A 14,795-nucleotide genomic window follows, 5' to 3' on the forward strand; every position below is an offset into this window, starting at 1 on the left:
TATTTTTGTTAAAAACTATGTTTATGAGAGGCTTTCAAATGAATAGTTCTGCTGTATTTGAAAAACAGATTTATCGCGATTATTATTTTTCCTATATATACTTCAACAAATTAAGTATTTTCAGTAATTTCCAACCCAACTTTATCTTTTTCTGTAATAGACCTGATTACTCTACATGGTACACCAGCCGCGATAACATTTGAAGGTATATCTTTTGTTACAACACTTTCCGCAGCAATAATAGTTTTCTCACCAATCGTCACCCCCGGAACAATTGTAACTGAACCACTAATCCAAACATTATCTCCAATTTTAATGGGCAGTGAACGTTCATAACCTTCTTTACGCTCAACCGCATCAAAAGCATGATTTGGTGTATATAGACTAACATTTGGACCAAATAACACATTGTTTCCAATCGCAACTTTGGCACAATCCAAAATTGTACAATTTGTATTTGCATAGAAGTTATCCCCAATTGAAATATTAGAACCAAAATCACAGCTGAAAGGAGATTCAATCCACGGATTTTCCCCTACAGAATGAAATAGCCTTTGAATAATTTTGCTTCTTTCATAACGGTTTGATGGGTTTATATTATTAAATTCAAATATCAAATCTTTTGCTTTTTCTCTCTCCGCGGTTAACTCCTTGTCCCAGCTTATAGTATTCTTGGTTCAACATTTTATCTTTAGCACTCATAGCAGCTTTTTCCTCTCTATCCTCTTTCCAATTTAAGTGCACTTCTTCACAACCGCTTCCATTTTATCATAAACTTTAAATATTATTTAATTTCTTCCCTGCCAACTTTTCATATTTCCACATCTTTTTATACATATCTGCCACAAGAAATTCCCGCTCAAGCTCATATCAAATAATCTAAATAGGGAAAGAATCGAGAGACATAGAAAAATCCCGGATTCCTGTTGAGGAAAACCGGGAAAAGTATTGGGTAAAATCTAAAATCCGGAATCATTATTTTAATTAGGCACCTGTATATGTCAATAACGCGCAACACTCCACATGATAAGTTTGTGGAAATAAGTCTACGGGCTGGACAGTTTCTAATTTATAGCCGAATGGAATAAGCTCTTTAAGATCCGTTGCGAATGTATCGGGATTACAAGATACGTAGACAATCCTTTCCGGTTGGGATCGACCAATTCGGCGCATGACTTTTCCACCAGCTCCCGAACGTGGCGGATCTAGTAGTAATAGCTCCGGTCTTCCAAAACTCTCTAACACTTGATCAATTCCCTTTCGAGCATCCTTAGCTAAAAAGTAGGTATTGGAAATACCATTATCTTCCGCATTTCGTTTAGCTGATTGGATCGATGTTTCCACAATCTCAATCCCAGCTAGTTTTCCTACTCTACTTGCAAAAGGTAAGGAAAACGTGCCAACTCCACAGAATAAATCTATCATCTTCTCTGTTGGTTGCGGCTGCCCCATCTCTAAGGCTAGTTCTACTAACTTCTGGGCTTGGGTTGGATTCGTTTGGAAGAAAGTATCAAACCAAAGACGGTAACGATACCCGAGCATTTCATCATAAATAAAATCACGACCAGATAAGATATGTGTCTTTTCCGATTGTGTCCGATCAGCCCAATCGGTATTTTCCATCCACAAAAGACTTTTCACTTGTGGAAACTTTTGTTCAATACGCTCAACTAGATCTCTTACCTCTTCATCAAGGTGCAGAAACGGATCTTCAGTGGCAAAAAGCGCCAGCATAATTTCCCCTGTTGCATAAGATTGACGCACCATCAAATGACGTAATAAACCTTTATGGGCATCTTTATCATAACCTTTTAATTGATGTTCTTTAGCCCACTCTGCCACTTCCATCGTTGCTTCAACCATTTCTTTTCCAGCAATTAAACAGGTTTCTAAAGAAATGATCTTGCGGAAATTGCCTTGTTCATGTAATCCCAGATCACCCTCAGGTGAAAAAGTAAATTCCATTTTATTACGATAACGCCAAGGTTCTTCCATGCCAATGGCATCTTTCACTAGGTTCGGATCAAAACCTTGAGCTTTCAATGCTTGTTTCACATGGTTGGTTTTTTGTTTTAGTTGGCCAGTATACTGCCAATGTTGCCACACACACCCTCCACAAAGGTCAAAATGGGGACATGCTGGTTCGATTCTTTCAGGATGTGCCTCGATAATCTCATCCGGAATAGCTTTCCTTCTTCTACGGTGGGGTTGATCCACAGTGACTTGCACCTTTTCTCCAGGTAATGTACGAGGTATAGTTAACTTTAATTTCTTTTTATTCCCATGTTCATTTTCTCGCCAGAAGACTGCTTGTCCTGAACCTTTTGCATCTAATTGGCGGATTTCTGTGACTAAAACTTCTCCCATCATCTCTTTCATTCAGGGTCCCTCCTCCTTGGAACAGCACAAGCGCCTTAAATCTAGGCGCTAGCTCTTCCAAATTCTATATATCTGTTTGATCATTATGTTCCAATTGTAAAAATTATAGGTAGCTCTTTTTACATACCTTCCTATTATAACGGATTGTGTCCCAAGAGGGAATGATGGATAAAATTGCATTCAAGCCCTCTATCTAGAGCTCATTATAAAAAGGTAGTTATTTCAATAAATGATATTGGTATTATTTATTTTAGAGACAATCATAGGTACGTTTTTACAACGTATATAGTTTGGAATAAGTTCCACTCTTAATTTATTGTTAGCTTTTTAATAGATAAAGGAAGTGTCACAAAAGCGTGGGCTCTATTCGTTATATAGAGTGAAAGGAGGTATTACATGAGTAGTGCAAACAAGGACTATGAAAAGATGGAAGAACTGTACGAGCTGTATGAGCAAAAAGTATACTATGTTACTTATTCTATCTTGAATAATATACAACAGGCTGAAGATGCAGTCCAAGAGACCTTTATTACTCTTTATCAGCACCTAGAAAAAATCGGTAACTTGAACACGGAGGAAATTAAGCGCTATATTCTGCGCATTGCGAAAAACAAAGCCATTGATAGTTATCGGAAAAATAAACGACAGATAATACTCTTAGAGGAATATCAAAAAGAAGCGACAGTAGTAGCAGATAAAAATATCGAAGAGTGGGAACAGCGTTTAATGTCTGAGGTTCAGATTGATACATTGCTAAAAACGTTAAAAGAGTCTTATAAACAAGTTTTTAAATACAAGGTTTTCTATGACTTAAACTATCAGGAAATTTCCAAGCTTATGGGAATGACAGAAATGAATGTGCGGAAACAATTTGAACGTGCTCGAAAACGAGTACTTACTATCATAGGAGGTAAGCCAAATGATGAATTCAGAAGACTCGAAAAAAATGGATGAAATAGCTGAAAAAATTGCTTTAGACGATTTTGACACACTAGAAGAGCCACACATGTTTTCAGATACCTACATGAACAAGAAGAAAATGTTTATGGAGGGAATTAAAATGAAAGGGAAACAGCCCCAGTCCAGAAGGAAAAGGAAGAGCATTTTAATTGCCGCTGCCTGTTTATTCATTGGCATGCCAACGACTGTCTTTGGTGCAGTAAAAGCATATGATATGATTGTGCAAAAACAAAATTATGAAGTAAATGTTTCCGTGACAAATAAAGCCGCAAAAAATGATAAACCATATAAGTTGGATGTCGGCTATTTACCGGAAAATATGGAGGAAATTAGTGAAGGTGCTATGAAATATTCCTTTAAAGATAACTACGCACAAGGCGGGTTTTCCTTCCTACTCTGGAGGTTAGGAGAGAGTTCAGATTTTTCAACTTTATACTCAAGAGATTTTGAGGAAAAGGAATTTAATGGCAAAAAAGCAGTGGTTGTCAATAGGGATATGGGCGATGATAATTTAACATTCGATAGACAAGTCTTTCTCTTATTCGAGGAAGAGGGAATTTTGTTAGAAAGTTACGTTGGAACGGATGTAACGGAAGAACAATTGATGGCCGTCATGGAGAATGTTTCCCTTAAACCAACTTCAGAAGAAAATGCATCCTACACACTGGATTATGATGAATTCCTTGCCAACCAAGAAAAAGAGGCCGCAGAGGAACCGGCAGAATTGAGTGTTATTCCATTAAAGAAGGATAGTCGTCAATTATTCAATGTCGGGCAAACAGTGCCCGTAACTTTAGAGCAAGTGGAAACTGGAATTATCAACAAACTTGATTATGTGATAGAGAAAGTGGAAGTCTTTGATTCCATTGAAGACTTTAAAGAAGAAAACTTTAATCCCTTTGGGCTAGGAACGCTAACTGAGAATAAGGCCTTAGACGAGACGAAGAAATTATTGCCATACAAACGTGATGTATATCAAGTAGGAGACGGTAAGGATTCGATTAACAAATTAATAGAATCACCTTCAGTAAACCTCAAATTTGTTTATCTGACAACAAAAGTGAAAAACAATAGTAAACAGGCAACAGAAGAAATCTATATGCATCCGTCCTTACAAGTGCTTAAATCGGAAAATAATGCATGGAATTATGCTGAAGAAGAAGGGATTGCCGAAAATAGTATCATGACAGGAGAGGTTGATTATCTAGAGCCACATGGAGATGGAAAAGGCTTTTACAATATTGGCAGTCTCCAACCAGGGCAAACAATGCAAATTAACTTAGGATATTTTGTAGATGAGGATAAACTGGATTCAATCTTCCTGGATGCTTTTCATTACAGTGGGTTTGGTGATACGGAAGACATGAATGCAGAAGATCGTTGGTGGATTGATATTAGGCAATAATAAAAAGGATAAGAACAAAATCATTGATTAATCAAAATTGAAAAGCTTATCCGGGATGCTTCTATGAAAGAGAGGTTATAGGATGGTGCTGAACCTTAAGGAAGTCTTAGATCCTCAAGAATTTTATCAATTTATCTCATTGTTAAAAGATATAGTGCCTTATCAACTGAAAGTCTCTCAAGCTAATGGGTGTGTCGAAATATTAAAACAGGAAGAAAAACAAGTCTATCAGCAACTTCAACAAGAGTTGAAACCCTATTATGATAAGTTAGATAAAGCTTGGTTTACTTAATTTTTTGAATCTAACGGGATTTTTAGAAAGCCCAATTTCCCTTTTAATTGAGGAATTGGGCTTTTTCCAATACTTGGAAAATCCTCCTTATTCTCCATTTACAGTTCTAATACTTTTTTCAATTCATTTTCCCTCTATTACCTCAACAAACTTCATGGATGCTGGCGATAAGGGGACACTTTCTAAAAAGCAAACGCCTACGCTTCTTTTTGGAATGCTTTCCGTAAGCTTAATTTCATATAACAAGCCATTATCCAGATATTCCATGGAAAACTCCTTTGTCACACAGGCGATTCCAAGATTGATTTTCGCAAATTCCAATAATAAGTCATGAGAACCTAATTCGAATTCTGGTTCAATTTGGATTCCTTTAGACCTAATATAATCCTCTATATATTTTCTTGAATTTGATTTAGGTTCTAGCAAGATCAAAGGAAATGTTGTGATTCTCTCCAAGCTTAAAGGTTCATTTAACTCATTTTTATACTCCTGTCCACATACAAAGATATCATGAATATCTAGACATGGAATTTGTTCTAAGCTCGGATCTTCAATCGGAAAGTTACAGATTGCCACATCAATACCACCCGATTTTAGCAGGGAACACATTTCTAAAGTCGTGCCATTGACGATCTTAAATTTAATATTGGGATAGCGATTATGAAAGGTTTCTAAATAGGGAAGCAAAAAGTGCCGGGAAATAGTATCGCCTACCCCGATTTTTAATTCACCTGTTGTCAGGTTTTTAAATTCTAAAATTTTTTCTTCGCCTGTTTCAATTAAATTAATGGCCGATTGGACATACTCAAAAAGAAGATGCCCCTCATTCGTGAAGGATACGCCTTTTGGTGTACGATTGAATAGGCGTATTTCTAATTCATTTTCCAGCTGTTTCATCGCCTGACTGACAGCTGGTTGTGTCATATACAATGCTTTTGCTGCCTTGGAAAAGCTTTTATCTTTTCCGACCTGGCAGAATACTTTATATAAATCTAACTTACTAATCATATAAGCACTCCTTATATCGGCCATTTGATATATTCATTTTACTTATATCATTATTATGTTGTATATTACAAGGGTGAGTTAATTAAATGTAAAATGTTTTTAGCAAGTTAACAAACTTTTTTTAAGGAGCGGTCATATTGGAAAGAGTAGTTGGAACAATAGCCAGAGGTCTTCGTTGCCCGATCATTAATCAAGGAGATCAAATCGAAGACATTGTTGTTGATAGTGTGTTAAAAGCAGCTGAGGTTGAAGGCTTTCAAATTCAGGATAAAGATATTGTCTCCATTACAGAATCAATCGTCGCCCGTGCTCAAGGGAATTATGCAACTGTCGATCATATTGCAAAAGATGTTCAAGCAAAATTCGGTGATGAACCGGTTGGCGTTATCTTCCCGATTTTAAGCCGAAATCGTTTTGCCAACTGTTTGCGTGGTATTGCGAAAGGGGCAAGCAAGATTTTTTTAATGCTGAGTTATCCTTCTGATGAAGTAGGAAACCATCTAGTGGATATCGACTTGCTTGATGAAAAAGGAGTTAATCCGTGGACAGATGTGTTAACGGAAGAACAATTCCGCAACCATTTTGGCTTTATCAAACATACATTTACTGGTGTCGATTATATTGAATATTATAAATCCTTGATTGAAGACTGTGGCACTTCTTGTGAAGTAATATTTTCTAACAATCCAAAGACCATTTTAGATTATACAAAAAATGTCCTTACTTGTGACATTCATACAAGAGAAAGAACAAAAAGAATTTTGAATGCAAATGGCGGAGAAAAGATTTATAGCTTGGATAATATTCTATCAGAATCTGTTGATGGTAGTGGTTTTAATGAAACTTATGGCCTTCTAGGCTCCAATAAATCAACAGAAGATGCAGTAAAACTTTTTCCACGGGATTGCCAGCCAATTGTTGATCAAATTCAACAGACACTTAAAGAAAAAATAGGCAAAACGGTAGAAGTGATGATATATGGGGATGGAGCCTTTAAAGACCCTGTTGGGAAAATCTGGGAACTTGCTGATCCAGTTGTATCTCCGGCTTATACCGCAGGACTTAATGGGACCCCAAATGAAGTGAAATTAAAATACTTAGCGGATAATAACTTCTCAAATCTAAGAGGGGAAGAACTTCAGCAAGCGATCAATGAATTTATTGATAATAAAGGGGAAGACCTTGTGGGGGCTATGGAAGCCCAAGGAACAACACCAAGAAAATTAACCGATTTGATTGGTTCTCTTTCTGACTTAACTTCAGGAAGCGGAGATAAAGGCACACCGATTGTCTTTATTCAGGGGTATTTTGATAATTATACGAGTTAATAATAAAGACCGAGTAAAGAGTGGATATCATTTACTCGGTCTTTTTTGCATTGATCTATCATCCCACAGGAAGCGCTCGAGTGGATAACAAGCTTTCATATATCTCCTTGTATTGCGTTGCCGAAGCCTCCCAACTGAAGTCGAGCTTCATCGCTCTTTCTACTAGTATTCTCCATCTTTTAGGCTGAAAGCAATATAACCAAACGGCTCTTTCAATCGTATAGAGCATGTCATGGGCATTATAGTTCGCAAATGAAAAACCATACCCCTCATTCGTAAATTCATTGTACGGCATGACAGAGTCACGCAAGCCTCCTGTTTCCCGGACAATCGGCAAGGTGCCATAGCGTAAGGCTAAAAGTTGACCGATTCCACAAGGTTCAAATTGTGAAGGCATTAAAAACAAATCAGAGCTGGCATAGATTCTCCGCGCTACCCCCTCATCAAAATGATTTTGAAAGGAAACCTTTTCTGGGTACTGTGCGGCTAATTCCCTAAAGGCCTGTTCATATTTCTCTTCTCCTGTTCCAAGCAATACAAACTGAACGCCGATGTTCATGATTTCATGAAAGACGTGGAGGACAAGATCCAAGCCTTTTTGCTCAACCAAGCGGGTGACCATGGAAATAACCGGAATTTCTTGATCGACAGGCAAACCTAGATATTCTTGCAACCTTTCCTTATTTTTCCACTTCCCTTTTATTTCTTCATAATTTTCATCAATAAACGGGTCTGTCACAGGATTATAAAGTTCAGCGTCGATCCCATTTAAAATCCCTTTTAGTTCATCCTTCCTTTTTCTTAAGAAACCGTCTAGCTGTTCACCATAATAGGGATCTTGAATTTCCTGAGCATAAGTCGGACTCACGGTCGTGACAAGATCTGAATAAGCCAATCCAGCCTTTAAATAACTGACATTCCCATGAAATTCTAGACCATCCATATGAAAATACAATTCACTTAAATCCAACAGATTGGCCAAAACGGACTTTGGATACACTCCTTGATAACGCAAATTATGTATCGTAAAAATCGTTCGGATATGACGATAAAATGGGTGGTGATGATAATGAGCTTTTAATAGAACACTAATAGGACCCGCTTGCCAATCATGACAATGGATAATATCTATTTGATCCTCTAAATAAGGCAAAGCCTCCAGTACCGCTCTTGAGAAAAACGCAAAACGCTCCCCATCATCAAAAAATCCATAACTGCCATGGCGCTTAAAATAATATTCATTATCTAAAAAATAGTAGCGGATCCCTTCCATTGTAATCTGTTCAATTCCACAATATTGTACTCTCCAGCCAACAGGTACCTCGATGCTCCTCACAAAAGCTAACTGTTGTTTATATTCAAAGGGAAGGTCTTCATATTTTGGTAAAATGACACTTACCTTTACATCTTGAGTCTGTAGAACCTTTGGCAACGCACCAATAACATCCCCAAGACCGCCTGTTTTAATAAATGGCACACATTCTGAAGCCGCGAATAATACATTCATAAATGCCCTCCATTAAACAATTTCCGATTTTTTAATTACCTTTGGTTCTACTTCACCGATCAAAGATGTTTTTTCGCTTATCCTCGCATGTTTATCCGCAATTATATTTTCTACATAGGCGCCTTCTGCAATCTCTCCTTTTTGCATAATAATACTATTTCGCACAATCGCACCTTTCTTCACGGACACTCCGCGGAATAACACACTATTCTCGACTGTTCCTTCGATTTCACAGCCATTAGCGATAAAGGAATTGGATACATTGGATGTCGCTGAATATTTGGCAGGGGCCTCATGTTTCACTTTGGTCGATATATTCCATTGTTCATAGAAATAAGCACGGATCATGTCGGGATTTAGAAACTCCATATTACTAGCATAATAGCTTTCCATGGAATGAATAAATGGCATATGCCCTTGAAAAGAATAGCCTTGGATATGCAACTGATCCAGATGAGCCTTAATCCCGTCTTTTAAGAAATCATCTTCATTGTTTTGAAAACATTGAGCAATCATTTCAATAAATAATGACTTTTTTAAGACATAGGTTTCCAAACAAATGGGATCCCCTTTATGTGGAATTGAATATAGTTCAATATCCTTCACACTCCCGTTCTCACGTAAACGACATTTATGATAGATTGGTTTTCGAATCAAGTCTCCGTCATAATGTTTGTATAAAACCGTGATATCAGCTCGGTTATTTTCATGTTGTTGAATCACAGCTTGATAATCTATTTTCCCAACATGGTAGCCTGGCGAAAGAATAATGAATTCTGCCGGAGAGCGGCGAAACATTTCAAGATAATTATAAAAGGCAGGAATATCTGCAGTTAAGTTTTTATCTGGATGATCAGAAGGAAGGATAAACAGACCACCATTATGTCTGTCCAAATCCCACTCCTTTCCAGCCCCTAAATGATCCATAAGTGAGCGGAATTTTCCGCTTGTGAATACAGCTACCTGTTTGATCCCTGCATGTCTATAATTAGACAAAGTAAAGTCAATTAAGCGATAACGGCCTGCAAATGGGACCGAAGCCAAACTTCGTTGTTCCGTTAATTTTTTTAAAAATGTCTTTTCATTCATTAAATTAATAATCCCCAAAACTTTCATCTCCAACGCCCTTCCCTTATAAGATGTGTGCTAAGAAGTAAGATTAGTACATGCCAAAACAGACGATCATATGCAAACCGGATGGAAAATCACCGTTCAGCTACTGTCATTTTAAAGGCTTATAAATAAAGCCTTATAACACATTTTGTACTTTTTCAGAGACGACTTGGCAATTCCCGGACAGAGTAATTTCCTTTGCCGGATTGGCGGACCCAATGACAGCCCCATCTTCAATTACTGTCCCTTTGCCAATGATCGCTCGCTCGATCTTTACGTTCTTCCCAATCCTTACATTTGGCATAATCACGGAATCCTTAACTAAGGAACCTGCCCCAATATAGACATTGTAAGAGATGACTGAGTGTTCAACCGTGCCGTATATAATGGAGCCCTCATTAATAAGGGTTTGACTAATCTTAGCTTCTGGGGCAATATATTGAGGTGGATGGTTTGCATTCCCCGCATAGATTCGCCAGTTGGGATCATCTAGTTCAAATCCGGTCTTATCATCTAAAAAATCCATATTTGCTTCCCATAAACTTTGAACTGTCCCTACATCTTTCCAATAGCCATTAAATCGATAAGCGTATAATTTTCTTTGATCAGCAAGCATTTTCGGAATGATATCTTTACCAAAATCATTCGATGATGTCTCATCTCGAACATCTTCGGTTAAATAATGTTTAAGCCATTTCCAATTAAATAAATAAACCCCCATAGAAGCAAGATTGCTCTGTGGAAAGGAAGGTTTTTCTTCAAATTCAATGATTTTATCGGTTTGGTCTAGATTCATAATGCCAAAGCGATGAGCTTCATTCCAAGGTACTTGAATGACCGCAATTGATGCATCTGCTCCCTTTTTTATATGGGCTTGAAGGAGCTTGTTATAGTCCATCTTGTAAATATGGTCGCCAGATATGACAAGGACATACTCAGGATCATATTGATCAATAAAATGAGAATTATGGAAGACGGCGTTTGCGGTCCCTTTATACCAATGATCACCATCTTGACCTTTATAGGGAGGGAGTACAGAAACACCTCCAGAGCGACAATCTAGATCCCATGCTCTTCCCTCACCAACATAATGATTCAAGACATGAGGCTGATATTGTGTTAACACCCCAACCGTATCGATACCTGAATGAGTACAATTACTTAAAGTGAAGTCAATAATACGGTATTTTCCACCAAAGGGAACAGCTGGTTTTGCGATTTCCTTTGTTAATCCTCCAAGTCGAGTTCCTTGTCCACCTGCAAGTAACATAGCTATCACTTTTTTAGACACTATAAAAACCACTCCTCCGTCGTTTTTTTGTTTGTTTCATGAGGACAATCATTCCTAGTGGGGGAACGGTAACTTTCATACTATATCGTTGGTTATGATATGGGACTTGATCCACCTTTATCGCCTTTGGGTTATGTTGATTGGAGCCTCCAAACATCGCCAAGTCACTATTAAAAACCTCAATATAACTGCCATTAGATGGCACACCAATCGTATAGTGTTCATAAACATTTGCACTGAAGTTACAGAGGACAATACAATAATCCCCCTTTTTCTTGCCCTTCCTCATAAATGTGATCACACTTTGTGTTACATCATTTGGATCAATCCATTCAAACCCTTCCTGTTCATGATCTAATCGCCATAAACAACTTGTTTTTTTATAAAAATGACTTAATGCTTTGAAATACACTGAGAATTTTTTGTGATATTCGAAATCAAACAGGTTCCAGTCAAGTTGCTCCAAGTCTTTCCATTCATCGAATTGGGCAAATTCGCTCCCCATAAAATGGAGTTTTTTTCCCGGGTGTGTAAAGAAATAGCCATATAATAAGCGAAGTTGCGCAAACTTTTGCCAATAATCCCCTGGCATTTTATTTAGTAATGAACGTTTACCATGGACAACTTCATCATGCGAAAAAGTAAGAACAAAATTCTCCGAAAATGCATAAAAGAAGGAAAAGGTTAAAAGATGATGATGGGCTGGGCGCTCTGCTATGTCCATTTCCATATAGCGAAGTACATCATTTGTCCATCCCATGTTCCATTTGTAGTTAAATCCAAGACCCCCTGCATAAGTTGGAGCGCTCACTAGTGGATAATCCGTTGCCTCTTCAGCCATCATCAAAATTCCCGGATATTGTTCAAACACAACTTTATTTAATTTTTTTATAAACGTAATCGCTTCAAGATTTTCTTCTCCTCCTAAATGATTTTTCAAGGAAATCGACCCAGCATTATCATGATTCAAATAAACCATGGAAGAGACTGCATCAATGCGAAAGCCATCTATATGAAAAACATCCAACCAAAACATGGCATTTGAAATAAGAAAACTTTCCACTTCTGGTTTACTAAAATCAAAATTATATGTTCCCCAGTTCCTCCGCTCCGCTCGCTCAGATTGGATAGGCTCATATAATGGGGTGCCATCAAATCGTCCAAGACCATGTGCATCTTTGCAAAAATGGAGAGGAACCCAATCCATAATAACGCCTATTCCATTCTGATGACATTGATCGACAAAATACATAAAATCTTCTGGAATACCAAAACGACTTGTGACCGAAAAATAGCCTGTAATTTGATAGCCCCATGAACGATCATAAGGATGTTCCATTAGAGGCATACATTCAATATAGGTGTAGCCGTGCGCCTTCACATATGTAATCAGCTCACCTGCTAACTCACGATAGGAATAAAAACTGCCATCAGCTTTCTTTTTCCATGTTCCCAGATGTATTTCATAAATGAGCATTGGCTGGTGATAATGATCTTTTCTCTTTCTTTGTTCCAACCATTTCTGATCTTTCCAATGATATGTATCTAAATGGTAAATAATTGAAGCGGTTTTAGGTCTCCTTTCTGAATAAAATGCATAGGGATCAGCTTTAAGCACGATTTCCTTCTCCTGTGTCTTTAGTTCGTATTTATACAAACTTCCTTCTTTTAATCCCGGAATAAATATCCCCCATACTCCTGAGTGCTTGATCCTGTTCATAACTGTCTGAGAACCGTCCCATTGATTGAAGTCTCCTACAACAGACACCGATAAGGCATTAGGAGCCCAAACGGCAAATCGCACACCTTTGACCCCATTCACGGTCATGATATGCGCTCCTAGCATTTTATATGATTCATAAAGTGTTCCCTCATGAAAAAGATATTGCTCATAATCACTTGGGAGCCATTCCTCTGTACCACCTATCAATTCTTGCAATATAACACCTCCACTATCCTATTGAACTTTCCCCAGAAATATTCCATATTTTATTTTTATTAAGAAAAGCGCCATTAACGCCACGGGCAGACACATACCCTTACGCTTTTTCTCCTGCTCCGCTATTAACGTCACGGTGTGCTGCTGAAAGTTTACCAAGAGCTACCTCTCTACGTAACTACAAAGCGAGGGGGGATTTTGTGCTTTGCTATATGAAGTTACTTGTACTTAATTTTTCAAAAAATTTCTTACATAATCTATTTCGTTGCGAAAAATGCGAATCCTTCGATGAAAAATCGCTAGTTTTGTCATGAAACGCAGAAATAACGGATGACACAGATTTAGATCTTAGTGGGGTTGCTTTCCAATACATATGGCACTAGCAAGTGTAGATTTATATGTATTTTATTTAACTAAGCCATGACGCTCATTCAATAAAAGTACAAAACAAAAAACCTTAGAAGTGTTTTTCTTTACACTTCTAAGGGTTCTTATTTTATAAACTACTACTAGGTATAGCTGTTTGAAAGGTTTGTACTCTTGTCAAAAATAAATAGGACAGGGCAACTGACCAAGCCAGTGGTGTATTTCCATTTGCCTCATTTTTTCCACCAATATATAATTCGGGTACTTCCCAGTTCTCAGGAATGTTACGGAGCGTTTTTTCCACATATTCATTCGCTTTATCGTTCATTCCCAGTTCACTGTAACATAAGCCAAGCCATGGAAATCCAAAACACCATTCAGCTTCATTTCCTTCATTATAATAATGATCATATTCATACCGAATACAGCCTCTTTCTCTTTCCAAACGTTCTGATACTTTCTGAACGATGGTAAGAGCCGTGCTCCGATCAACCAATCGATACGGGAAGATCAATGAAAGTAATGCTAAATCCACTTCCTTTGTTTCACTCTCACGCGGTAACAAAAAGCGTAAAGTTTCTTCTCCTTTTCGAATGAGATCCTCTGGTACATGGACTAAGATTTTGACCGCTCTTAATCCAGCCACACAGGCACCGACACTAGAGGCGTGTAACTCAATATTTTCCTCCCACATTCCATTATCCTCTGCTTGCCAATACTGTAAGCATTCTAGATAATGAACAAGTTTTTGCACAATCCGTAAATCTGCCTCATCCCTAATCACTTTGCGGCCATACTTTATGCCTTCTCCCACTCCCCATAAAAACGCACCTACAGCATCGTTTTGGGCATGACCCCATTCTACATCGATCTCTTTTAAATCCGTTGAATAGCGGGAGTGAATATATTCAAATAAATATACTGGTTTCTGTTCTGTATGAATATCAATTTTCCATTCATAGTCTTTGAATAAATCAAATAAAGCGTGGTAGGCCTTTTCATAGCGTTCAGACCGGTCATGTAGAAACGGTAAAACTGTATAGACGACATCACGAATCCATACATAATTGTAATCCTTAGAAAGACTGGCCGTGTAAGCACCATTGGGCAAACGCATTTTATCAATCACTTGAAGAGCCATCTCCATATTCATCGTGAACCACCTCCAATGAGTTCTCATGTAGCTCATTGTTAACATTTTCCCATT

13 protein-coding genes are annotated in these 14,795 nt (G+C 37.8%); 4 read left to right on the top strand and 9 right to left on the bottom strand.

Features of this window, described 5'->3' with window-relative positions:
* Positions 1-110 precede the first annotated feature (110 nt).
* From J2Z23_RS05580 to rlmD, 3 genes are all read right to left on the bottom strand, one after another.
* On the bottom strand, positions 111-617 hold the full coding sequence (locus tag J2Z23_RS05580; RefSeq protein WP_238482626.1) for a sugar O-acetyltransferase: 507 nt from the start codon (positions 615-617) through the stop codon (positions 111-113).
* Positions 607-744 (bottom strand): hypothetical protein, encoded by a 138-nt coding sequence (locus J2Z23_RS05585; protein WP_209973431.1) that lies wholly within the window; start codon positions 742-744, stop codon positions 607-609. Before J2Z23_RS05585 ends, J2Z23_RS05580 begins: the two co-directional genes overlap by 11 nt.
* A gap of 240 nt (positions 745-984) precedes the next feature.
* On the bottom strand, positions 985-2,379 hold the full coding sequence (gene rlmD, locus J2Z23_RS05590; RefSeq protein WP_209973433.1) for a 23S rRNA (uracil(1939)-C(5))-methyltransferase RlmD: 1,395 nt from the start codon (positions 2,377-2,379) through the stop codon (positions 985-987).
* A gap of 396 nt (positions 2,380-2,775) precedes the next feature.
* Here rlmD and J2Z23_RS05595 point away from each other — a divergent pair, with 396 nt between their 5' ends.
* The 3 genes from J2Z23_RS05595 to J2Z23_RS05605 all read left to right on the top strand — a co-directional run bounded on the left by J2Z23_RS05595 (position 2,776) and on the right by J2Z23_RS05605 (position 5,036).
* Positions 2,776-3,333, top strand: a complete 558-nt coding sequence (locus J2Z23_RS05595) for an RNA polymerase sigma factor (RefSeq protein ID WP_057994503.1) — start codon at positions 2,776-2,778, stop codon at positions 3,331-3,333.
* A complete protein-coding gene (locus J2Z23_RS05600) occupies positions 3,299-4,744 on the top strand; it encodes an anti-sigma factor (protein ID WP_209973435.1) in 1,446 nt (481 codons plus the stop codon). The genes J2Z23_RS05595 and J2Z23_RS05600 overlap by 35 nt, the downstream gene beginning before the upstream one ends.
* A gap of 82 nt (positions 4,745-4,826) precedes the next feature.
* Positions 4,827-5,036, top strand: a complete 210-nt coding sequence (locus J2Z23_RS05605) for a hypothetical protein (protein WP_057994504.1) — start codon at positions 4,827-4,829, stop codon at positions 5,034-5,036.
* A 123-nt stretch (positions 5,037-5,159) separates the two neighbouring features.
* Here the strand turns inward: J2Z23_RS05605 and J2Z23_RS05610 are convergent, their stop codons facing one another.
* Positions 5,160-6,044, bottom strand: a complete 885-nt coding sequence (locus tag J2Z23_RS05610) for a LysR family transcriptional regulator (protein ID WP_064468755.1) — start codon at positions 6,042-6,044, stop codon at positions 5,160-5,162.
* 137 nt (positions 6,045-6,181) lie between these two features.
* Between J2Z23_RS05610 and J2Z23_RS05615 the strand changes: the two genes are divergently transcribed.
* Complete coding sequence (locus J2Z23_RS05615; protein WP_057981763.1) at positions 6,182-7,372, top strand: coenzyme F420-0:L-glutamate ligase; 1,191 nt, start codon at positions 6,182-6,184, stop codon at positions 7,370-7,372.
* Between the two features lie 58 nt (positions 7,373-7,430).
* On the opposite strand, the gene glgA is transcribed toward J2Z23_RS05615, so the two are convergent.
* The 5 genes from glgA to J2Z23_RS05640 all read right to left on the bottom strand — a co-directional run bounded on the left by glgA (position 7,431) and on the right by J2Z23_RS05640 (position 14,741).
* Positions 7,431-8,879 (bottom strand): glycogen synthase GlgA, encoded by a 1,449-nt coding sequence (gene glgA / locus J2Z23_RS05620; RefSeq protein ID WP_209973437.1) that lies wholly within the window; start codon positions 8,877-8,879, stop codon positions 7,431-7,433.
* A 12-nt stretch (positions 8,880-8,891) separates the two neighbouring features.
* Positions 8,892-9,995 carry a glucose-1-phosphate adenylyltransferase subunit GlgD gene (glgD, locus tag J2Z23_RS05625; RefSeq protein WP_057981761.1) on the bottom strand — a complete coding sequence of 368 codons (1,104 nt, stop codon included), beginning with the start codon at positions 9,993-9,995 and terminating at the stop codon, positions 8,892-8,894.
* Positions 9,996-10,128: 133 nt separating this feature from the next.
* Complete coding sequence (locus tag J2Z23_RS05630) at positions 10,129-11,286, bottom strand: glucose-1-phosphate adenylyltransferase (protein ID WP_082881481.1); 1,158 nt, start codon at positions 11,284-11,286, stop codon at positions 10,129-10,131.
* Positions 11,276-13,222: a 1,4-alpha-glucan branching protein GlgB gene (glgB, locus tag J2Z23_RS05635; protein ID WP_209973439.1), complete on the bottom strand. Its 1,947-nt coding sequence runs from the start codon at positions 13,220-13,222 to the stop codon at positions 11,276-11,278. The genes J2Z23_RS05630 and glgB overlap by 11 nt, the downstream gene beginning before the upstream one ends.
* A gap of 496 nt (positions 13,223-13,718) precedes the next feature.
* Positions 13,719-14,741 (bottom strand): glycoside hydrolase family 15 protein, encoded by a 1,023-nt coding sequence (locus J2Z23_RS05640; RefSeq protein ID WP_057981759.1) that lies wholly within the window; start codon positions 14,739-14,741, stop codon positions 13,719-13,721.
* Positions 14,742-14,795: the final 54 nt, after the last annotated feature.

The organism is Lederbergia galactosidilytica (assembly GCF_017873565.1).
Classification (GTDB): domain Bacteria; phylum Bacillota; class Bacilli; order Bacillales; family Bacillaceae_C; genus Lederbergia; species Lederbergia galactosidilytica.